Below are 20,829 nucleotides of genomic sequence, written 5' to 3'. Positions count from 1 at the left end.
TCGCGATCTGCACCATCAGCAACAGCTTGCGGCGGTCCATCGTGTCGGCCAGCGCGCCGGCCAGGAGCGACAGCAGGAAGACCGGCAGCGCGCCCGCCGTCTGCACCAGCGCCACGAACATGGGCGACGGCGACAGCGAGGTCATGAGCCAGCCCGCGCCCACGTCGTGCATCCAGGTGCCGATGTTCGACAGGACGGTAGCCACCCAGATCACCGTGAAGGCGGAGTAGGCGAAGGGAGAGGAAGGCGGGGCTGGGTCAGCGGGTCGGATGTCGGCGGTCGTCATGGCGGGCAGGCTGCGGAAGAAAGCAAAAAGGCCCGCGGCCGCTGCAAGAGCGGCTGCGGGCCCGTGGGGCATCAGCGGGCGATGACGGGCGCGGCGACGGGTGCGATGGCGTCGTGGGCGGTTTGCGTGCGCTGCTTGGCCTTGTGCACCATGGTGTAGGCGTAGTCCACGCCCATGCCGTAGGCGCCCGAGTGTTCCTTCACGATTTCCATCACGGCATCGTAGGAGTCACGGTGGGCCCAGTCGCGCTGCCATTCCAGCAGCACTTGCTGCCACGTGACCGGCACGACGCCGGCCTGGATCATGCGTTGCATGGCCATGTCATGCGCTTCCTTGGACGTGCCGCCCGACGCGTCGGACACCATGTAGATCTCGTACTCGCCTTCCAGCATGGCGCACAGGGCGAACGTGGTGTTGCAGACTTCGGTCCACAGGCCGGCGACGACAACCTTCTTGCGGCCGTTGGCGGCCAGCGCGTCACGCACCTTCTGGTCGTCCCACGAGTTCATCGAGGTGCGTTCCAGGACCTTCTGGTTCGGGAACACGTCCAGCAGTTCGGGGTAGGTGTAGCCCGAGAACGACTCGGTTTCGACGGTGGTGATGGTGGTCGGAACGCTGAAGACCTTGGCCGCCTTGGCCAGACCCACGACGTTGTTCTTGAGCGTCTGGCGGTCGATCGACTGCACGCCGAACGCCATTTGCGGCTGGTGATCGATGAAGATGATCTGGCTGTTCTGCGGGGTCAGGACTTCGAGCTTTGCTTGGGACATGAAAATCACCTGGAAGATTGAATCAGAGGGGGGACGCATAGCGCCTTGCTGCATGAAGATGCCTCATTCGCCCGCTGTGCCGCGAGCTTTAACGAGAACGTCAGGATATGGGAAACGTTCGCATTTCGACATTGTTCGAAGGTATGGCGCGTCCCCCTTCAAGTAGGGTCAGGCGGGGGGCGCTTGATGCCCAGGGTGGCCAGGGCGGCGACGACGGGCGGCAGGACGAAACACCACATGAGCGACGCCCAGTACAAGAGCGCGGCGACGGCGCAGCCGGACGCAAAGGCCGCCAGGGCGGGCAGCATCTTGCGCAGGCGGCCGACGGCGGCCGTGCGGGCCTCGCCGGAGACGCCCTTGCAGAGGTCGGCAAGGTCGATCATCACCTGCGTGGTGGTGCCGGTCATCAGCGTGGACGGCGGCGCGCTGCCCAGGTGCATGCGCTGGATCGCATTCTGGATGCCCATGGCCGCGACCAGCAGCATGCCGCCCATCACGGCAAAGGGCGCGTCGCTGTCGGAAAACGGGCCGTAGGCGATGAGGACGGCGGCCGCGGCAGCCAGCAGCAGCACCTTCGCGCACATGAGTTTCGACATGGCCGTGTCCGCAGCAGCGAGGCCGGACGCAAACAGGCGCGTCAGGACGACGACGGCACAGAAGAGCGGCAAGGCCAGGAGCTTGGCAAAGGCGCCGGTCGTGCCGTGGACGAAGGCGGCGCCCAGCGTGACGAAGTTGCCGGTCACGTGCGCCGTGAAAAGGCCATTCAACGCCAGGAACCCCGCCGTATCGACGTATCCCGCGTTAAAGCCCAGGAGGCCGGTGAATCGGGGAGATACGGGTGTCTGTTCCATGATGTGCAAGGTAAGCGTGGAAGACGCAGTGCCCGTTGGACCGGCGGTGCGGCCAGCGCGGCGGGCACTGCGAAAGAGGTCGTTACCGCCGTTCGTTCAGGTCCTGCCAGATCACCAGCAGGAATCCGCCGACCAGCCCAAGGTGCTCGAAGAACGAGTTGGCGGCGAAGAAGCGCGCCTGGCCGGGCGGCATTTCCCAGAACTGCAGGGCGACGAAGGTGGCGAGGAGCGTGAAGATCGCCAGCGCCAGGGCGCCGATCCAGCGGTGCCAGCCGGTCAGGATCATGAGCGAGGCGATGATCTCCAGCGCGATCACGACCACGGCGAAGAACGGCGCGGGCGTGAGCCCGAAATGGGTCATTTCCGCGATGGCGCCCGGAAAGTCGGTCAGCTTGACCAGCCCGCCCTGCAGATACGCGGCGCACAAGCCCAGATAGGCGACAAAGCGGGCAATGCGGCCCCCAAGAACGGGGCGCGCGATGCCGGCCAGCGAGGTTGAAATGCTCGACATGGATTCAGTCCCTTACACGGCCCAGCACGAGCAGCCCAGCGCGCCGAAGAACGACTTCTGGTCGGAGGCCGGCACGCTGGACGCCCACGCATTGGCGTGGCTGTGGCCATGCAGGCCGCACGCGCTGGCGCAACCGCACGCGGCGGCAAAGCGCTTGTAGTCCAGCGAGTTGCGGCCCGCGCCTTCCGGGTCGCCCCAGGCGGCATAGCCGCCGAACAGGCGCGTGGGGGACCAGTCGGGCATGGCGGGCGGCGGCGCGTTCTCGTCGAGCTTGGCGAAGTCGCCCGCGCCGTAGACCACGCGCCCGCCGACCACGGTCAGGTCGGACGTCAGGAACGAAATCTCTTCGTCCGCCACCGTGAAGTAGTCCTGGGACGGGACCATCAGATCGGCGAATTGGCCCACCTGGATGCGGCCGCGCTTGCCTTCGTCGTTGGAGAACCACGCGACGTTCTCGGTCCACATGCGCAGCGCCGTCTCGCGGTCCAGCAGGTTTTCGTGCGGATACAGCGGCATGCCGCCCACGGTCTTGCCCGTGGTCATCCACGACAGCGAGATCCACGGGTTGTAGGACGCGACGCGCGTGGCGTCCGTACCGGCGGACGTCTTCACGCCCTTTTGCAGGATGCGCTTGACCGGGGGCGTGGCCTGCGCGGCCTTCGCGCCGTAGCGCTCGACAAAGTATTCGCCCTGGTAAGCCATGCGGTGCTGCACGGCAATGCCGCCGCCCAGCGCGGCGATCCGGTCGATCGACTTGTCCGAGATCGTCTCGGCGTGATCGAAGAACCAGTTGATGCCGGTGAGCGGCGTGTCGCGATGCACTTTCTCGAAGACGTCCAGCGCCCGCGAGATGGTTTCGTCGTACGTGGCGTGCAGGCGCCAGGGCCATTTGTTCTGGACCAGGACGCGCACGACCTCTTCCAGCTCGCCTTCCATTTCCGGCGGCATGTCCGGGCGTTCGACGCGGAAGTCCTCGAAGTCGGCGGCCGAGAACACCAGCATTTCACCCGCGCCGTTGTGGCGGAAATAATCGTCGCCCTGCTTGTACTTCACCGAAGACGTCCAGTTCAGGAAGTCTTCCTTCTCGTGCTTGGGCTTTTGCGTGAAGAGGTTGTAGGCGAGGCGAACGGTCAACTGGTTGTCGTCGGCCAGCTTCTGGATGACGGCGTAGTCGTCCGGGTAGTTCTGATAGCCGCCGCCGGCGTCGATGACGCCCGTGACGCCCAGCCGGTTCAGCTCGCGCATGAAGTGGCGCGTGGAATTCAGCTGGTAGTCGAACGGCAGCTTCGGGCCCTTGGCCAGCGTGGAATACAGGATCGTGGCATTGGGCTTGGCCAGCAGCAGGCCCGTCGGATTGCCGTTCGAATCGCGGATGATCTGACCGCCTTCGGGGTCCGGGGTATCGCGGGTGTAACCCACCACGCGCAGCGCCGCGGCGTTCAGCAGCGCGCGGTCGTACAGATGCAGCAGGAACACGGGGGTGTCCGGCGCAACCGCATTGATTTCCTCGATGGTCGGCAGGCGCTTTTCAATGAACTGGTGCTCGGTGAATCCGCCCACCACGCGCACCCATTGGGGCGCGGGCGTGTTGGCGACCTGGCGGCGCAGCATGTCCATGGCGTCCGCCAGGGACCGCACGCCGTCCCAGCGCAGCTCCATGTTGTAGTTCAGGCCGCCGCGCACGACGTGGGTGTGATTGTCGTAGAGCCCGGGCAGGACGCCTTTCTTTTTCAGGTCCACCAGCCGGGTGTTCGGTCCCGCCAGGCGCAGGACTTCCCGGTCGCTGCCCACCGCGACGAACTTGCCGGCCTTCACGGCGACGGCGCCCGCTTCCGGGTTGGCGCGGTCCAGCGTGGTGAAACGGCCGTTGTAGAAGATCACTTCCGGGGGGCCGTCCGCCAGCGGCGTGCCGGTCTGGTTCTGCGACCCGGCATTCGCCCGGCCTGCCCACATGCTGTTGAGCGCAAACGCTGAAGCCAGCGAAGACGCCGCTCCCAGGACTTGTCGACGCGAAGCCATGCCACTCTCCTCGATTAATTTCGCGGTGGCTAGGTTTTCATGGCGCCCGCCGGGGCGCAATCCGACATTAGGTTCGTCACCCTATACCATCGACGAATGGCGCCGGCACGGCATGCACGCGTATCGTCTTTCGGTTTGCGTGCTGCCTTGCAGTTCCGGGGTCGCTCGTATCCCGTGCCCATGGGTTCATCGCGCAGGATTCCCACGGAAAGCACAGGAGCATGAGATGAAGGTTGGCCGCGACGCGCGCAAACGGGTTCTGATTGTTGGATGCGCGGTGGCCGCGCTGTGTGGCGCCGTGGGCAGCGCGACGGCGCAGTCATCCGTCACGCTATACGGACGGCTGAACACCGCACTGGAGTACGCCTGGATCAGCGGCGGCGACAATGCCGGCTCCGGCTCGCGCATGACGAACAACCGGTCGGTCTTCGGCCTGCGCGGCGAAGAGGACCTGGGCAATGGTCTCTCGGCAATCTTCCAGATCGAAAGCGGCATCGCGCTCAACACCGGGCAAGGCGAGATCGCCAGCCGGAACACGCGGCTGGGGCTGGCATCGCCCTACGGCACATTCTTCCTGGGCAATTGGCACACGGCCTACACCGAGTCGACCATGAAAATGGACCCGTACTATCCGATGACGGCCGGGTACATGGCGCTGATGGGCAACGGTTCGGCCTCCAGCTCGGGCAACATCGAGAACACCAGTTCGTTTGACCGGCGCCAGAAGAACTCGGTGCATTTCCGCTCGGCCGACTGGCACGGCCTGAGCGCGGGCTTCACGTGGGGCCTGCCGCAGGAGCGCATGACGACGCCGCGCAATCCCCAGCTCTTCTCGTGGTCCGCGGCCTACAAGGAAGGTCCGCTGGCGCTGGTGGCGGCCTATGAGCTGCACAGGAACTACCAGATGGCCGATTCGCACGACGATGCCATCAAGCTGGGCGCCTCGTATTCGTTCCCGACCACCACGATCAACCTCGTCGTCGAGCAGCTGCGCTACCAGACGCCCACCGGCGATCTGCGCCGCAAGGGTTACTACGTGTCGCTGGTGCAGAAGCTGGGTTCAGGCAGCCTCAACGCGTCCGTCGGCTACGCCGCCAACGGCACCGGGCCGTCCACGCAACAGGTGGGCTATGTCCGTAGCGGCGAGAACACCGGCGCGGTCCAATACACGCTCGGCTACGAGCAGCCCTTGTCCAGGCGCACGTCCGTGTATGCGTACTACTCGAAGATCAAGAACCGTTCGAACGCGGCCTACGATTTCGCCATCAATGAACTTGGCGTGACTGCCGGCGCCAGCCCGCAGACCATTGCGCTGGGGTTGCGGCACAGCTTCTAGCCTTGGCGAGGCTTAACGATTCATTAATTGTTGCCTCGCTATAGTCGCGCTCGTCAGCCGGCGCGGCGCCTGTCAGGGGGGCCAGCGCTGCAATAGCGCGAATAGTCATGAGCCGGTTGCCGATCACAACAAAGGCGAATGATGAATCTTGCAACCATGAAAGTGAGGTCTCGCCTCGCTATCGGCTTCCTCTTGCTTATCCTGGCGCTGCTGGTGCTTGGGGGCCTGTCCCTGTATGCCGTGCGGACGCTGGACAAGTCGATGTCCGACATCGTCAACGTGAACAATCAGCAGTTGAAGCTGGCGTTGCAGATGCGCGAGCTGGTGCAGGGCCGGGCCATCGTGGTGCGCAACATCGTGCTGTACACGGACCCGCAAGCCGTGGCAAATGAGATCACCCGATCGGAAGACATGGCGACGCGCTATCGCCAAGCCAGCGAACAGCTTGCGAAGATGTTTGCCGAGGACGAAGGGACGCTGCCCGCCGAGACCGATCTGCTGGCCGCCGCGCAGCGTGCGCAGCAGGAAGCCTCGCCCATCTACATGCGCGCCCTTGAAGCCGGGCGCCAGAACAATGCGCAGGAAGCCGCCCGGATTCTGCGTGAAGAGTTGCGCGGCAAGCAGGACGCCTGGCTCGACCAGTTGATGGCGCTAGCCAACCTGGAAACCAAACTCAGTGACGAATCGGCCGCAGAGGCCGCGCAGACGTCAGCGCGCCTGCGCAATGCAATCGTCGTGATCATGGCGATCGCCGTACTGGCCGGTGTGCTGTCGGCCTGGCTGATCACGCGCAGCATCCTGCGTCAGCTTGGCGGCGAGCCTGCCGATGCGCAGAAGCTGGCGGGCGCCATTGCAAGCGGCGATCTCACGACGGCGCTCACGCTGGACGGACGCGACCGCTCGAGCCTGATGTATTCGCTGGAGACGATGCGCATGCAACTGGCGACGACGGTGGGGACCATCATCAGCGCGGCGGAGTCCATCTCGACGGCGTCCGCCCAGATTGCGGAAGGCAACGCCGACCTGTCGCAGCGTACCGAGGAACAGGCCGCGTCGCTGGAGGAAACGGCCGCCAGCATCGAGGAAATGACCTCGACCGTGCGGATGAACCAGGACAACGCGGCCAGCGGCAGCAGTCTCGCCGTGGATTGCAGCCAGCTCACGGTTGAGGCGGGCCACGTGGTGGGCCAGGTGGTGGACGCGATCGGTGCGATCTCGACCGATGCCGAGCGCGTCGGCGAGATCGTCTCGGTGATCGACAGCATCGCGTTCCAGACGAACATTCTTGCGCTGAATGCGGCGGTGGAAGCCGCGCGGGCCGGCGAACAGGGCCGTGGCTTCGCTGTGGTGGCCACCGAAGTGCGCGCGCTGGCGCAACGCAGCGCGACGGCAGCCAAGGAGATCAAGGGCCTGATCGAGAATTCCAAGCGCGCGGTGCAAGGCGGCGAGTCGCTGGCGGCCACGGCGGGCGACCAGATGCAGAAGGTGCTGGACGCTGTGGCGCGCCTGAAAGAGGTGACGGTGGAAATCGCCTCGGCCTCGGCGGAGCAGACCAGCGGCATCGAACAGGTGAACGTGGCGGTGTCGCAGATGGACACGATGACGCAGCAGAACGCCGCGCTGGTCGAGGAATCGGCCGCGGCGGCAGGCGCAATGGCCACGCAGGCGAAGGAGCTGCTGCAGGCCGTGGCGCGCTTCAAGACGGAACGGCGAACCACTGCAGCGCATCCGGGCGCGCGCTACGAGCCGCTGGCGCTGGCCGCGCCCGCGCACGCCTGAGCCGGCGGCAGACCTTTATGATGCGGCATGCGCGGCAAGCCCGCCGCGCCGCGCAGAGGCTGCCAACGCCCACACAGGGGAACTGACATGCGGGTGCTGTTGGTCGAGGACGACGCGATGTTCGCGGACGCACTGACGCTGGCCCTCGAGGAGCTGGACTTTGCGGTGACGTTGGTGCAGGAAGTCGACGCCGCCAAGGTGCTGCTTCTGGAGCATGCCTTCACGATCGTGCTGCTCGATATCGGTCTGCATCGCGGGTCGGGGCTGGACGTGCTGCGCTTTCTGCGCCGGCGTGGCGACGCGGTGCCGGTGATCCTGATCACCGCGCGGGATGCCTTGAGCGACCGCATCAGGGGACTGGATCTGGGCGCCGACGATTACGTCATCAAGCCGTTCGAGCCCACAGAGCTCTTTGCACGCATGCGCGCGCTGCTCCGGCGCAGCGGCGTGGCGGGCGACAAGGTGCTGGCCTGGCGTCATGTGAAGCTGGACCCGGGGCGCCGCGAGGCCTTTGTCGACGAGGCGCCGACGCGCCTGTCCGAGCAGGAGTTCCGCACGCTGGAGATGCTGCTCAGGCATCCCGACCGGCTGGTGTCCACCGAAGAACTGCGCGCGCATCTCTACGGCGCCGACCGGCCCGGCGAAAGCAATACGATCGCCGTGTTCATTCACGCCCTGCGGCGCAAGCTGGGCAAGGACGCCATCGAGAACGTGCACGGCCAAGGCTATCGCCTCGCCCGGGACAGCAGCTGATGCGCCGGGTCACGAATTCGATGCGGGCGCAGATTCTGCTGGGCATCTTCAGCGCGCTGCTGGTGTCGTGGCTGGTGCAGTTCGGTCTGTACTGGAACAGTCTGACGCGGAGCGAGTCCGGGGCGCGCGATCATGAGCTGAGGGCGGTGGTCGACAGCGTTGCGTTCTTTCTGGCGATGGTGCCGGTGACGCAGGACATCACCCGCGACCTGCCGGTGCCCCCCTTCCTGTTGCGCCAGTCCATCGGCAAGACCGAGATCCAGGTCTGGGACCGCGTGACGAACCGGCTGGTGCTGGCGTCGACGGACGCGCCGCGCACGCAGATGGCGCAGGTCGATTCCATCGGGTTCTCGTGCGTCCTCTTCGGCGGCGACACCTGGCGCGTTTATGCGGGACTGGACGAGACGGCCCGCTTCGAGATCGTTGCCGCGACGCCGACGCGCGCGTTCTACGCGGGGCTTGCCGACCGTTTCGAGTTGGGCTCGATCATCACGCTGCTGATGTTTGCGGGGATCGGCAGCGTCACGATGTTCGTGGTCTGCCGTTCGACGCGCAAGCTTGGCCGCGCCGGCCGGGAGATCGCGCAGGCCAGCGTGACCGACGGCGTGACGGTTGACGAACGCGCGGTGCCCGCCGAAGTGGGACCCCTGATACGCGCCATCAACGAGCGGCAGCGGCGGGTGCTGACGCTCGTCGAGAACGAGCGGCGATTCATCGGCGACGCTGCCCACGAGCTGCGCACGCCGTTGGCGGTGCTGGCCGTGTACGCGGACACGGCATATCGGGTCAACGATCCCGTCAAAGCGAAGATGCTGATGCAGAAGATCGCCGAGACGACCCGCCGCAGCGCGCGCATCGTGGAGCAGCTGCTGGACCTGGCGCGCACCGACAGGAACGACATCGTGCTCGAACCCGTGAATCTCGCTTCCGTCGTGGGCTTTGTCCTGCGGGACATGCAGGCGTCGTTCGTCCATCGCGGCCAGCAGCTCACCGTGGATGCCGTCCCGGGCCAGATCCTGGGCCAGGTCGACGCGCTGGGCATCCTGGTGCGCAACCTGCTGGACAACGCAGGCCGGTACAGCGGCGACGGCAGTTCGATCCGGGTGGCGGTGGAGCGGGCGGCCGACAGCGTCACGTTGGCGGTGTCGGACAACGGCCCGGGCATCGCACGGCCGCTGCGCGAGCGCATCTTCGACCCCTTCTACCGCGGGCCCGGTGCGCCAAGCCACGGCAGCGGATTGGGGTTGGCCCTGGTGGCAAGGATCGCCCGCTCGCACAATGCGCGCGTCACGTTGGAGGACGGCGCCGAGGGGCGTGGCGTGTGCTTGAGCGTGACGTTTCCGCTGCCTGATGCCGTGGCCGCCGGCTCACCCGCGGAATAGGCGGGTGGAGAGAACATGGATACGCCCGACTGCCGCAGTGAGACACGGCCACCGTTCGACGGGCTGCGCGCTTATCTGCGAGCCGTCCAAAGCCGGGACGACTTGCAGCGGATCCGGCAGCTTGAGCAGCGAAATGGTGGACTGAAGCGGTCCGTGGAACGCTTGATGGCGGGGCACGGCGTTGCCACGCGGTGTCCTGAATGCGGCTCCAGAACCGTGAGAATCCGTACAGCTTCTTCACCAGCGGCATTAATCAGCCGACTGAAACGCATTTTTAGCTTGGGCACGCAGCGCCGGCCGGATTAATCAAAAAGGTAATGGTCGACCGATCCGTCGTGTCATTTTGTTTCCTAAACGTATGTGAATCGCGTTCCGGAAATTGGCACGGGCAGGACAAAGGATGGTATCCAAATCAAGCGTTGCGCCGCGCAAAGATGGTATCCATTTAACGAATATGAATAATTCGGATAGCCCGTGTGTCGTGGTTTCTACAAATATCGGTCGTATGCCGTAGACCTATTTTGATAATTAACGGGATATAACCCCGTTTATTAACGGGGACGTAAAAAGAACCGTTATACAGTGCCTCCTTTTTTCGAGAGCTGACCCTAAATTCACGCCGGCTGCATTATTACTTGCCGATACTTTTTAAACATATCGGCAATGTGTGAAAGGAAGCTCGATTAATCCGGAGGATTGAAGTTTTGGCATACGGCACAAAGAAGTGGCTGACGGCGACGCTCGCCCTGAGCGCGTCCTACGTGGGGAACGTCACCGCTGCGGACCTGACCATCGGGTCAGGTAATACGCAGGTGTTTGACGGGTCGGCCAACTTTCCCGGCGGCATTGATGTCAACGGCGGCACGGCGGTTATCGGCGGCAATGGCGGCGGTGCGGGCGTGGCGATCGGCGGCAACGTCAATGCCATGTCGAACGGCACGGTAGCGGGTTTCGGGTCGATTGGTGGCGACTTGAACGTGACGGGAGATTCCCGCGTTGCGCCGGGATACTGGGTGGACACGCCGACGGGCGTCTCCAACGGCAATCTCGTGGTGAACGGCAATCTGTCGATCAACAACGGCGTCTTTGATTTCGAAACCGGCTACGCCGGACTGCCCATCACGCAACCCGGCACGGGCGACAACATCAAGGTGGGCGGCAACGTTGCCCTGAACAACGCGACGCTGAACGTGAAGGTCAGCACGCACGGGGTCAACGCGGGCTTTTACCGCATCATGTCGTACGGCGGCACGTTGAGTGGCGGCCTGACGCTGGGCACGGTCTCCGGCGACTCGGCGCCGGCCGCGACGATCCAGACGTTGACGGGCGACAAGCACATCAACCTGGTCCTGGGTCCCAGCACCACCAATCTGTGGAACGGCAATGGCGCGGCCTCCGCGGCCACTGCGGGCGGCGGCAGCGGCACGTGGACCGCGGCGAGCGGCAACTGGAGCAGCCCGACCAACGCCACGGGCGCCCTGCCCAGCGGCGGCTACGCGATCTTCACGGGCGCGGCGGGCACGGTCACCGTGGACGGCAGCGCCGGTCCGGTGCGTGCGTCGGGCTTGCAGTTCGCCACGGACCGCTATCGCCTGCAAGGCGCGCCGATCACGCTGGCGGGCACGGGCGGCAATCCGCCCGTCATCGTCGTCGGCGACGGCACGTACGCGGCCGGCCAGTTCGTCGACATCATCGACAACCCGCTGCAAGGCACGGAAGGCTTTGTGAAGACGGGCGTCGGCTCGATCATCCTGAACGGCGACAGCAGCAACCTGACCGGCCCCATCTTCATCGCCGACGGCGCGCTGGAGATCAACGGCAAGCTGAACGGCCCGATGGACATCGGCCGCGAAGTGGTGCTGGCAGGTGTCGGCCAGGTCGGCAGCACGACGCTGTACCCGACGGCGGTGATTTCGCCGGGTAACGACGGCACGCCGATGGGCACGCTGACGGTCAACGGCAATCTCAACTTCGGCCAGGACACGATCTATCGCGTGCACGCCGATCCGACCAGCACGCTGAGCGACCGCATCCATGTGACCGGCGTCGCCACGCTGGACGGCACGGTCGCGCATGTGGGGCCCAATGGCAACTACGCGCCGCGCACGACGTACAACATCCTGACGGCGGACGGCGGCATTCAAGGCCGGTTCACGGGCGTGTCGAGCAACTACGCGTTCCTGACGCCGTCGCTCAGCTATGACGCGAAGAATGCTTTCATGACGCTCTCGCGTAACGACGTGCCGATCGGCAGCGTGGGCGGTTCTGAGAACGAAACGAACGTGGGTGGAGCGCTGGATCAGGAAGCGCCGCCTTCGACCGGAAATGGGTCGGCCTCGGCGGGCAATGGTTCCGCATCGACGGGCAATGGCTCGGCGTCGGCTGGCGACGGCTCCGCATCGGCGGGCAACGGATCCGCATCGGCGGGCAACGGCTCCGCATCGACGGGCAACGGATCCGCATCGACGGGCGATGGCTCGGCGTCGACGGGCAACGGTTCCGCATCGGCGGGCAACGGCTCGGCGTCGACGGGCAACGGCTCGGCATCGACGGGCAACGGTTCCGCAACGACGGGCAGTGGCTCGGCGGCGACAGGCACCGGCAACGGCAATGAATCCGCCCCGGTCGTCACCACGCCCGTCACGCCCAGCGCCGACTCGTCGCTGATCGCCAGCGGCAATGGCGCAGGCAAGACGACGGGTGCAAGCCAGGTGACGGCGGCCGTGCTGGCCATGTCTCCCGCGCAAGCGCGCGCGGCCCTGAAGCAACTGTCCGGCGAAGCGTACGCCAGCACCGGCAGCGTGCTGCAGGCCCAGGGCGACGCGGTGACCACCCTGCCGCTGTCGCATCTGCGCGGCAACCTCGACGCGCCGATGCGCGCGGGCCGGCCGACGGCGCAGCTGGGCGCGTCGTCATCCGACGCCTTGCCGCAAAGCGGCGCATCGCCGATCTGGGCGCAGGCCTTCGGCAACTGGAGCACCTTCCGTGGCGACGGCAACGCATCCACCGTGCATCAGTCCGCGGGCGGTCTTTTTGTCGGCGGCGACGGCGACGTGGGCGGCGGTTGGCGTCTGGGCGGCGCGGTCGGGTACACCGGCAGCCACAACTCGATCTCCGACGTGTCGTCGCGCATGAGCGTGGACAGCTACACGGCCACGGTCTTCGGCGGCAAGAATTTCGAAGCCGGTCCCGGACATGTGCGCTTTATGGTGGGCGCGGCCTACACCTGGCACGAGATCGATTCCAAGCGCAATATTGCGGCCGGCAGCCTGAACCAGCGCCTCGAGTCGTCGTATAACGCGTCGTCGACGCAGGTGTTCACGGAACTGGGCTACAAGCTGCCGCTGGGCGACGCCTACGCCATCGAACCCTTTGCCGGCGTGGCATGGAACCAGGTCCGCACGCGCGATTTCCAGGAAACGGGCGGCAGCGCGGCCCTGCGCGGCCAAGGCAGCACGGACGATGTGACGAGCACCACGCTGGGCTTGCGCGGCGCCATGCTGATCGGCACGGATGACGCGCCGGGCCGCCTGACGGCCACGGTGGGCTGGCGCCATGCGATGGGCGATGTCAAACCCACGCAGAAGCTGGCTTTTGAGGGCGGCAGCACCTTCACGGTGTCGGGCGTTCCCATTGCGCAGAACGCGGCAGTGCTGGGCCTGGGCGCCGAAGTGGCGATCACGCGCAACACGACGGCTGGCGTGGCGTACGACGCGCAGTTTGGCGGCGGCAACCGCCAGCAGTCGGGCATGTTCAAGCTGATGACGCGCTTCTAAGGTGCAGGGAGCGCGGCCGGTTCAATGCCGATGCCTGAACGGCAACGGGCTTGAATCTGGGCTCGTTCCTTTGCATGCGCGACGCGCTGAGGGCAAGGTCTTACGGCCCTGCCCTCAGCGCGTTTTCTTTTGGGCTTCCGTCTTCGGCATCCCGGCGGGCAACGGCAGCCCTTCGGCTCTGGCCAGGCGTTCCATCGCAACTTCCAGGATGGCGCGTGCCTGCCCGGCTGCGCGTCCGAGTTCGCTGTGCAGTTGCGCGTCGTCTTCGTTGCGGGACGCGCACTGGACGCTGTAGCGTTCGAAGCTGCCCACCATCAGCAATAGGTCGGCCAGGTGCTTCGGGCATTCGCAGGCGAGGCCGCTACCGGACGCCATGATGGTCAGGAGCGCATGCTCGTCAAAGCGCAGCTCCAGCGTCGGATGCTGCGGCGCGGTCGGCAGCCGCTCGCCCGCCAGCGCGGACCGGCACAACTGCAGCAGCTCGCCGGTGTCGGCGGGAACGCGGGCGGCCAGGCAGCCGTGCGCGCGCAACGCGCGGATGGTCGCGCTGGCGCAGAACCGGTACAGCACCACGACGGCCGCTTGGCCGCATGCTTGCGCAGCGGCCACGATCAGCGGCAAGGCGCTCTCGTGCAACTCGGACTGTTCGATCACCAGAACCTCGACGCCGGTGTCCTGCGGCGTGAGCGCGACCTGTTCAAGGTGGGGCCAGTTATGTTGGACGATCACGTCCAGACCGTCGCGTCCGCTGCCGGCAATGCGCCGCGCCAGGTTGGCGCCGACCACGCCCAGCCTCAACGGCCCGTGCGCCTTGGGCTGGTGCGCGGCGGCGCCCGCCAGTTGCTGCAACTGATCCACGGACATGGGTGCAAGCACGCCGATGGCGTGACCTTGATCGACCAGCTGCTTGAGCAGGCTGAGCCGGCGGACCTGCTCGGCGGAATAGAGCCGCTGGCCACGCGCCGAGCGTTCCGCGTCCGACAGGTTGTAGCGGCGTTCCCAGACGCGCAGGGTTTCGGGCGACAGTCCCGCCAGCCGCGCCGCCACGCCGCTGCGGTAGGTGATGCGGCCGTCATCCGGTTGCTTGGATTCCATGGTTTTAGTTGACCCGATATTGAACCGATAAGTTTTAATAATAGCGGTTCAAAACATGGACGAGAAGCCGTCCGACGCGTAAATTTTCTCCTCAAGCGGTTCACTTTCGACCTCAACGCCGCTTTGCGCAAACCCCGCTTTTCGCGGATGTTAACGGGACAAGGAGTCAATCATGAAACGTCTTCTGGCAGGTATTTCGCTCACCCTGGCGCTGGGCACGGCGCAGGCCGCCGACATCGTCGACACCGCCAAATCCGCGGGGTCGTTCAACACCCTGGTGACCGCCGTGCAGGCCGCCGGCTTGGTGGACACGCTGAAGGGACCGGGTCCGTTCACCGTGTTTGCGCCGACCGATGAGGCTTTCGCCAAGGTGCCGAAGGACAAGCTCGACGCGCTGTTGAAGGACAAGGCGGCGCTGACCAAGGTCCTGACCTATCACGTCGTGCCGGGCAAGGTCATGGCCAAGGACGTGAAGGCAGGCCAGGTGAAGACCGTTCAAGGCAGCCCGCTGACGGTGACGGTTAATGGCGGGACGGTCATGGTGGATAACGCCAAGGTCGTGAAGACGGACGTGGTGGCGGATAACGGCGTCATCCACGTCATCGACACCGTCCTGATGCCGAAGTAATTGGGCTGCAACGAAAGGGCTGCAATGCGCGGCCTGCAATGCGCAGGCTGCAACGATGTCGGCCTTGGTAGGCCACCGTGACGGTGCGTGGCCTACCTTTTTTGCTTTCGACTTACGACCGTTGCGCCTGCTGGCACGCAGCCACGGTAGCCGATGCGCGGGCTTGTTCGCCCGGCGGCTCGGGCCTTTGCCATATCCACACCAGCACCGCCACCATCGTCAGGCACAGCGGCCAGACGACCCACGGATGGGGGATGGTCTGCGTCATCACGCCCATACAGACCGTCATCGACACCGTGGCCATGACCTTGGCGCGGCGCGTGACCATGCGGCCGTTGTGCCAGTTGTGCAGCATCGGGCCGAACCAGCGGTGCTCATGCAGCCAGCGGTGCAGGCGGGGCGAGCTGCGTGCGGCGGCCCAGGAGGCCAGCAGGACGAATTCGGTGCTGGGCAGGCCGGGGATGAACACCCCGGCGACGGCCACTGCGATGCTGACGATAGCGAGCGCCAGATACAGCGCCCGCACCCACGGTTTGCGTGGCGTCATGCGCCGAGTTCGAAGTGCCGTTCGAGCAAGGCGCCGAAACGGTCATAGGCCGCGTTGGCGCCGGCGATGACGGCGTCGTGCGTTGCGGGGTCGAGCGTATCGCTGTCCAGCGAGGCGACGAAGCGGCGCCACACGGTGGCGCGGCCATCCGGGTAGGCGGCGAGGTTGCGCGCACCGAAGTCGGCGGACAGGCCCAGGTCGGATTGCGCCTGCTTGAAGAGGAAGGCGGCGCCCAGCGTGGAGCCTTCGGACACGTACAGCCAGCCCAGCGCTTCGGGCATGGTCACGCCAATGCTGGCAATACCGACCTCGGGGGCGGCGGCGCCCAGATCGCGCAGGTCGGCCAGCGAGGCGTCTTCGCGGCCGCGTGCTTCCAGGTCAGGCACCGCCTGCTTGACGGCGTCGTCCTGGAACAGGAATTCGACGTCGCGCTGGAAGAGATACTGCGCGGCGACGAAGCGGGCATACGCATCGCGGCTTGCGAACGGCGCGCCGCGCTCCATGAGCTGGTGCATGCGTTCGTGCTGCGCCGCGGTTTCGTGTTTCAGGCGCTGCGACAGCGAGGGACGTTCGAGGGTTTCGGTGGTCATCGTCGGTGTGGGTGATGGGTGAAGGCGATCCATCGGTGATGGATGATGATGAGTCTTATTATTTCCTACGACTTGCCGAATGACACGTTAAAGATGCTTAAGAAACGTGTCCGTGCGAGCGATGCCGTACACGGTTGCGTGTAAAGGATGGCGTTGGAAACGCCGCGGTCGAAGCATGCCCCTCAAAAGCCGGTTTCGCGCACCAGCAGCGCGGCGACGCGGCGCCACGTGCGCAGCAACAGGCTTTCGGCGTCGCCTTCGATGATGGCCGTGCCGCGCATGGCCTGCAGGCGCGGCATGGCGGCGTTTGACGTATCCGCCGGGCGCAGGATCACGCGATACACCGCGCGTTCCGGCACAAGGCCCTGCGATTCGGGATCGGGGCGCGCTTCGCCGCGCGGCGCCTGCATCGCGGGCACGGCGCCGCCGTTCGTCGAACTGAGTTCGGGCGCGGCGGCCAGGCGTCGCGTCGCGGTGGCGGCGATGTCGGACACAACCAGCGCGACGGCGGGCTCGCCGGGATCTTCGGACAGAAAGCGCGCGTGGCCGCCCGCTCGCAGCCGGTGCAGATCGTCTTCGGACGCATAGGCTTGCACGACCGCCTCTGACGGGTCGGCCAGCGACGCCAGCCATTCGCCTTCGGCGATCCACTCTCCCGCCGCGAGGGGCTCGGCCAGTTCCGCGACGATGCCGTCGAACGGCGCGCGGATGGTGAGCTGCTGGCGTTGGCGCGACAGCACGTCAAGGCGTTCGCGCGCCGCCTGCAGTTCGCCGGCGGCAACGGGCACGGCGGCGGCGGTGTCGCGGGTCATGGCCTGGAACGACTGCTGCCATTGCAGCACCTGGATGCGGCGCGTCAGCGAGTCGATCTCGTGGGTCATGTCGGGCGCGTCCAGCACGAAGAGCGTCGCGCCGGCGCTGACCGTTTGCCCGGCGTGCACGTCGATGCGCTGAATGCGGGCGCCGGCGGGCGCGACGATGCGGGCCTGCTGCGCGGCGTGCATCAGCGCGGGGGCCTCGATGCGCGTGCGCCACGGCACCACGGCGGCAAGCACGCCGACGAGCGCGACGCCGGCGGTGATGCGGCTGCGCCGGTTCCAACCGCCGCCGGGACGGCTGGTCAGGCGCTCGCGCCACGCGCGCAGTTCGGTGTAGATGGGCTTGAGCACGAACGCCACGATCTCGATGGCGAACAGCACGATGCCCAGCATTTTGAAAGCCATGTGATACACCAGCAGGGCGATGCCCAGGAACAGAAAGAAGCGGTAGATCCAGACGCAGAAGGCGTAGGTGATGAGCGTGCGTTCGCGCCAGGGCGCGAAGACTTCGGGGCGCTCGTCGCCCAGTCCGAACAGCCATTCGCGCAGCTTCCATCGGGCCAGCGCGAAGGAACGATTCTGCAGATTGGGCACGTTCAGCGCGTCGGTCAGCAAAAAATACCCGTCAAAGCGCATCAGCGGATTCAGATTGACGGCCAGCGTCAGCAGCCAGGTGGTCGTTGCCAGCGTGAACGCGGCGCTGCGCAGCACACCGTCGGGCAGGAAGCTCCACGCCAGCGTCGCCCACGCGGCCAGCGCCGTTTCGGCCAGCATGCCGGCGGCCCCGATCGACATGCGTTTGCGGCGACTGGACAGCCGCCAGGCGCCCGAACTGTCGGTGTACAGCACCGGCCACATCACCATGAACGCCACGCCCATGGTGGCGACGCGGCAGCCGTGATGCTTGGCCGCGTAGGCGTGGCCAAGTTCGTGCAGCACCTTGGCCGCGCCCAGCGTGACGGCGGCCGCCAGTGCGCCTTCCAGGGTGAAGAAGTGCAGGAACGTGTGGAGAAACTGATCCCACTGGCGCGCCGCAAGAAACAGGCCGAGTACGCCGGCGGCCACCGTCAACCGCAGGAAGGCGCGCGACAGAAACAGGCGCCGCACGGCGGGCAGCGTGCGGGTCAGGAACGCGTCGGGCCGGACCAGCGGAATGCGGAAGAACAGGTACTGGTGGATCAGGCTTTTCAACCAGTGGCTGCTGCGGCGCCCTTCGGCTTCCTTGGCGTAGCGGGCAATCGCGTCCGGGCCGCGCAGTTGCACGAGGCTGTTGTGCTGCAGGAACTTTGCAAAGTCCTCGACGTCGTCCGCGCTGAGGTCCAACGTGGTTTCACTGGCTGCCGCACCCGCGATCGCGTCGGCGCTGCCCAGCCGCCAGCGCGCCAGCATCTCCGCTTCCGCCCAGCCGATCTGAAAGAACAGGCCGCGGCCGGGGTCCTCCAGCGTCCAGGCCGGCGAACCGTCGTGGTTGGGCGGCGCGCGATGCAGCAGCAGCTCTTCGCGCAGCGCGGGCAGCGCGCCGCTTACAGTCCCAGCCATACGCGCAGCGTCGCCAGGGGTTTGCGCAGCAGGTAGCCGTAGAGCGGCGTGGATTCGCCGTACAGCTTGGCGGTGCCTTTCAGGCCGACGCGCGGCTGCGTGGCGAGCGCGTCGTCGGTGAGGCGTGCGCGCACGCGATAGGCCATGGCGCCTTCGGCAGTGGGCGCGGCGCGGTAGCCCACCCGCAGCAGCGTGGCGGGCAAGGGATCGGCGGGGGCGGTGTTCAGGAAGAGCCGGATAGGCGCCTCGGCCGGCAGCGCAATCGCGTCGCCCACGGGCAAGTGGATTTCCAGCTCGACGTCCGCCGGGTCGGCCACCATCATGATGCGTTCGCCCAGTGCCACGGGCTTGCCGATCCAGTCGGCGGGGTCGTCGAACAGCACGATGCCGTCGCGCTCGGCGCGTAGCTGCGTGCGCGCCACCGCCTTGGCATAGAAGTCCACATCGCTCGCGGCCTGCGCGCGCTTGCCTTGCGCCAGCGCCAACGTGGCCTTGCTGCGGTCATCGACCAGCGCCTGCTGCTGGTTCTGCCGCAATTGGGCGTCGGCCACGGCCAGCGCCTGGCGTGCGCTTTCCAGCCGACCTTCCAGGTCGCGCACGTCCAGCGCGGCCAGCAGTTGTCCTTTCTCGACGGTCTGGTTGGGCGTGACGGCGATCTGGTCGACGACGCCCTGCAGTGGCGCGCGCACGGCCATGGGCGCGCGCGCGACGACTTCGGCCGGCGCAAGCACGGATTGGCGAACCGGCACGAACATCAGCGCGATGACGGCCGCGGCCAGCGCCAGCCACCAGCGCGTGCGGCGTTCGCCATGGCGCAGGCGGCCCCACCAGCCGGCCGCGCGGCCCGTGCGCTGCGTGGGCGCCAACGCGCGCCAGGCGTGCGCGTAGGCGTCCGCCAGCAGACCCAGCACGGCAATCTCCGCGCCCGTCCACGGCGTATCGCGCCACAGGGCAAGCAGACCCTCGCTTGCCGTCGCGTCGCCCAGGGGCAGGCGCAGCAGCAGGCCGTGGCCCGGCAGATGCTCCGCCCACATCGCGTGCTCGTCGGGCGTCGCGGCAAAGGGGCCGCTTGCGCCCTCGCGTGCGCGGCTGGCCAGCAGGCCGGCCAGCCACACGGTGTAGGGCGCGTTCGGGTCCGGCACCGCCAGGCCTGACAGTGCGGTGATGACGCCATCGCCGCCGGCGCCCGGCAGCCACAGCGCCGCCTGCCGGTACGGCGCCAGCGCATGCGTGTCGTTGACCATCAGGAACGCCAGCGCCTGCGCGTCCGCGCAGGCACGTGCGCGCTTCTCCAACTGAAGCAGCGCGGCCAGCAGGTTCTCTCGCGATGCGTTGTCTTTCACGGCGTTCCCGAGGCGGGAAGATCCACGCGCACGCTGCCGCTCATGCCGGGCAGCAGTTCGGCGGCCGTGTTCTGCGCGTCGGCGAGGCGGCCAATGATCTTGACCGACTGGCTGACCGGGTCCACGGCGCCCGCGATGTGCGAGACCGAGGCCTCGTACGTGCGCCCCGTCTCGTCGACGGTGACGCGCAGCGGCGAACCGGGCTTGAGCCACGCCAGCCAGCGCGACGGCACGATCGCTTCCAGTTCGAAGGCGGAGTCGTCGTAGATGCTGACGAGCTTCTCGCCTTCGGCCACGCTTTCCGATGCACGCGCATAGGTTTCGCCGACCCGGCCCGCGAACGGGGCGGCAATGACGCAGCGATCCACGAGTACCCTTTCGGCATTGCTTTCGGCACGGGCGACGGCGACCGCCGCGCGCGCCTGTTCGACGTCGGATCGGCTGATGGAGCGCAGCGCCTCCAGCTGCTCGGCCACCGACTGCTTCTTGCGCGCGGCCGATTCGGCCAGCACGGCGCGTTCCAGCCGGGCGCGGTTCAGGGCGCAGTCATAGGCGACAAGCACGTCGCCCTTCTTGAAGCGGTCGCCTTCCCGAAACGGCAGCGCGTCGATCTTGCCGGACAGGCTGCTGGAAATCACCGCGCGCCGCGCGGCCACGAGTTGGGCGCGGGCCGTGTCGGCGGCGGCCGGGGCGGTCATGGGGACGAGCGGCGGCGTCTGGGCATGGACGGCCGCGGACGCGGCAACGCCCGCTGCCAGCAGCAGGCGCGCGCCATGCCGCGATACGGAGGCTTGCAAAATCGGCAT

Annotated in this window: 17 protein-coding genes; 6 read left to right on the top strand and 11 right to left on the bottom strand. The window is 66.7% G+C overall.

The window, feature by feature from the left end:
• The 5 genes from MHZ91_RS27020 to MHZ91_RS27000 all read right to left on the bottom strand — a co-directional run.
• Positions 1-286: MFS transporter (locus MHZ91_RS27020; protein WP_239216466.1), on the bottom strand; the 286-nt coding region annotated here is incomplete at its 3' end.
• A gap of 71 nt (positions 287-357) precedes the next feature.
• Positions 358-1,056 (bottom strand): hydrolase, encoded by a 699-nt coding sequence (locus MHZ91_RS27015; protein ID WP_239216464.1) that lies wholly within the window; start codon positions 1,054-1,056, stop codon positions 358-360.
• 158 nt (positions 1,057-1,214) lie between these two features.
• A complete protein-coding gene (locus tag MHZ91_RS27010) occupies positions 1,215-1,907 on the bottom strand; it encodes a YoaK family protein (RefSeq protein WP_218342339.1) in 693 nt (230 codons plus the stop codon).
• Between the two features lie 82 nt (positions 1,908-1,989).
• The gene (locus MHZ91_RS27005; RefSeq protein ID WP_175185602.1) at positions 1,990-2,418 is read right to left on the bottom strand and encodes a DoxX family protein; all 429 of its coding nucleotides are present in this window, start codon (positions 2,416-2,418) and stop codon (positions 1,990-1,992) included.
• Between the two features lie 12 nt (positions 2,419-2,430).
• Positions 2,431-4,320: an amidohydrolase gene (locus MHZ91_RS27000; protein ID WP_239216468.1), complete on the bottom strand. Its 1,890-nt coding sequence runs from the start codon at positions 4,318-4,320 to the stop codon at positions 2,431-2,433.
• 343 nt (positions 4,321-4,663) lie between these two features.
• Between MHZ91_RS27000 and MHZ91_RS26995 the strand changes: the two genes are divergently transcribed.
• The 5 genes from MHZ91_RS26995 to MHZ91_RS26975 all read left to right on the top strand — a co-directional run bounded on the left by MHZ91_RS26995 (position 4,664) and on the right by MHZ91_RS26975 (position 13,463).
• The gene (locus MHZ91_RS26995; RefSeq protein WP_239216462.1) at positions 4,664-5,773 is read left to right on the top strand and encodes a porin; all 1,110 of its coding nucleotides are present in this window, start codon (positions 4,664-4,666) and stop codon (positions 5,771-5,773) included.
• A 156-nt stretch (positions 5,774-5,929) separates the two neighbouring features.
• The gene (locus tag MHZ91_RS26990; RefSeq protein WP_239216460.1) at positions 5,930-7,552 is read left to right on the top strand and encodes a methyl-accepting chemotaxis protein; all 1,623 of its coding nucleotides are present in this window, start codon (positions 5,930-5,932) and stop codon (positions 7,550-7,552) included.
• A gap of 87 nt (positions 7,553-7,639) precedes the next feature.
• Entirely contained in the window at positions 7,640-8,305 is a 666-nt protein-coding gene (locus MHZ91_RS26985; RefSeq protein ID WP_239216458.1) for a response regulator transcription factor, read from the top strand.
• A complete protein-coding gene (locus MHZ91_RS26980; protein WP_239216456.1) occupies positions 8,305-9,687 on the top strand; it encodes a sensor histidine kinase KdpD in 1,383 nt (460 codons plus the stop codon). The genes MHZ91_RS26985 and MHZ91_RS26980 overlap by 1 nt, the downstream gene beginning before the upstream one ends.
• Before the next feature lie 704 nt (positions 9,688-10,391).
• The gene (locus tag MHZ91_RS26975) at positions 10,392-13,463 is read left to right on the top strand and encodes an autotransporter domain-containing protein (protein WP_239216455.1); all 3,072 of its coding nucleotides are present in this window, start codon (positions 10,392-10,394) and stop codon (positions 13,461-13,463) included.
• A 114-nt stretch (positions 13,464-13,577) separates the two neighbouring features.
• Here the strand turns inward: MHZ91_RS26975 and MHZ91_RS26970 are convergent, their stop codons facing one another.
• A complete protein-coding gene (locus MHZ91_RS26970) occupies positions 13,578-14,558 on the bottom strand; it encodes a MerR family transcriptional regulator (RefSeq protein ID WP_239216454.1) in 981 nt (326 codons plus the stop codon).
• A 172-nt stretch (positions 14,559-14,730) separates the two neighbouring features.
• On the opposite strand from MHZ91_RS26970, the gene MHZ91_RS26965 reads away from it, so the two are divergent.
• On the top strand, positions 14,731-15,186 hold the full coding sequence (locus MHZ91_RS26965; RefSeq protein ID WP_056565359.1) for a fasciclin domain-containing protein: 456 nt from the start codon (positions 14,731-14,733) through the stop codon (positions 15,184-15,186).
• A gap of 112 nt (positions 15,187-15,298) precedes the next feature.
• Here MHZ91_RS26965 and MHZ91_RS26960 read toward each other — a convergent pair whose 3' ends face one another.
• From MHZ91_RS26960 to MHZ91_RS26940, 5 genes are all read right to left on the bottom strand, one after another.
• Entirely contained in the window at positions 15,299-15,733 is a 435-nt protein-coding gene (locus MHZ91_RS26960; RefSeq protein WP_239216453.1) for a YbaN family protein, read from the bottom strand.
• Entirely contained in the window at positions 15,730-16,323 is a 594-nt protein-coding gene (locus MHZ91_RS26955) for a biliverdin-producing heme oxygenase (protein ID WP_239216452.1), read from the bottom strand. The genes MHZ91_RS26960 and MHZ91_RS26955 overlap by 4 nt, the downstream gene beginning before the upstream one ends.
• A gap of 182 nt (positions 16,324-16,505) precedes the next feature.
• A complete protein-coding gene (locus MHZ91_RS26950) occupies positions 16,506-18,680 on the bottom strand; it encodes an HlyD family efflux transporter periplasmic adaptor subunit (protein WP_239216451.1) in 2,175 nt (724 codons plus the stop codon).
• Positions 18,665-20,023, bottom strand: a complete 1,359-nt coding sequence (locus tag MHZ91_RS28435; protein ID WP_239216450.1) for an HlyD family efflux transporter periplasmic adaptor subunit — start codon at positions 20,021-20,023, stop codon at positions 18,665-18,667. The genes MHZ91_RS26950 and MHZ91_RS28435 overlap by 16 nt, the downstream gene beginning before the upstream one ends.
• The gene (locus tag MHZ91_RS26940; RefSeq protein WP_239216449.1) at positions 20,020-20,829 is read right to left on the bottom strand and encodes an efflux RND transporter periplasmic adaptor subunit; all 810 of its coding nucleotides are present in this window, start codon (positions 20,827-20,829) and stop codon (positions 20,020-20,022) included. Before MHZ91_RS26940 ends, MHZ91_RS28435 begins: the two co-directional genes overlap by 4 nt.

The organism is Achromobacter sp. ACRQX, from assembly GCF_022346505.1.
Lineage (GTDB): Bacteria > Pseudomonadota > Gammaproteobacteria > Burkholderiales > Burkholderiaceae_B > Achromobacter > Achromobacter animicus.
This window is presented reverse-complemented; position numbering and strand designations above follow the sequence as displayed.

What these genes read in the sequence shown, in the direction of transcription:
- MHZ91_RS27015 (WP_239216464.1), bottom strand. Translation starts at nt 1,056, where the DNA reads ATGTCCCAAGCAAAGCTCGAAGTCCTGACCCCGCAGAACAGCCAGATC.
- MHZ91_RS27010 (WP_218342339.1), bottom strand. Translation starts at nt 1,907, where the DNA reads ATGGAACAGACACCCGTATCTCCCCGATTCACCGGCCTCCTGGGCTTT.
- MHZ91_RS27005 (WP_175185602.1), bottom strand. Translation starts at nt 2,418, where the DNA reads ATGTCGAGCATTTCAACCTCGCTGGCCGGCATCGCGCGCCCCGTTCTT.
- MHZ91_RS26995 (WP_239216462.1), top strand. Translation starts at nt 4,664, where the DNA reads ATGAAGGTTGGCCGCGACGCGCGCAAACGGGTTCTGATTGTTGGATGC.
- MHZ91_RS26990 (WP_239216460.1), top strand. Translation starts at nt 5,930, where the DNA reads ATGAAAGTGAGGTCTCGCCTCGCTATCGGCTTCCTCTTGCTTATCCTG.
- MHZ91_RS26985 (WP_239216458.1), top strand. Translation starts at nt 7,640, where the DNA reads ATGCGGGTGCTGTTGGTCGAGGACGACGCGATGTTCGCGGACGCACTG.
- MHZ91_RS26980 (WP_239216456.1), top strand. Translation starts at nt 8,305, where the DNA reads ATGCGCCGGGTCACGAATTCGATGCGGGCGCAGATTCTGCTGGGCATC.
- MHZ91_RS26970 (WP_239216454.1), bottom strand. Translation starts at nt 14,558, where the DNA reads ATGGAATCCAAGCAACCGGATGACGGCCGCATCACCTACCGCAGCGGC.
- MHZ91_RS26965 (WP_056565359.1), top strand. Translation starts at nt 14,731, where the DNA reads ATGAAACGTCTTCTGGCAGGTATTTCGCTCACCCTGGCGCTGGGCACG.
- MHZ91_RS26960 (WP_239216453.1), bottom strand. Translation starts at nt 15,733, where the DNA reads ATGACGCCACGCAAACCGTGGGTGCGGGCGCTGTATCTGGCGCTCGCT.
- MHZ91_RS26955 (WP_239216452.1), bottom strand. Translation starts at nt 16,323, where the DNA reads ATGACCACCGAAACCCTCGAACGTCCCTCGCTGTCGCAGCGCCTGAAA.
- MHZ91_RS26950 (WP_239216451.1), bottom strand. Translation starts at nt 18,680, where the DNA reads ATGGCTGGGACTGTAAGCGGCGCGCTGCCCGCGCTGCGCGAAGAGCTG.
- MHZ91_RS26940 (WP_239216449.1), bottom strand. Translation starts at nt 20,829, where the DNA reads ATGCCGATTTTGCAAGCCTCCGTATCGCGGCATGGCGCGCGCCTGCTG.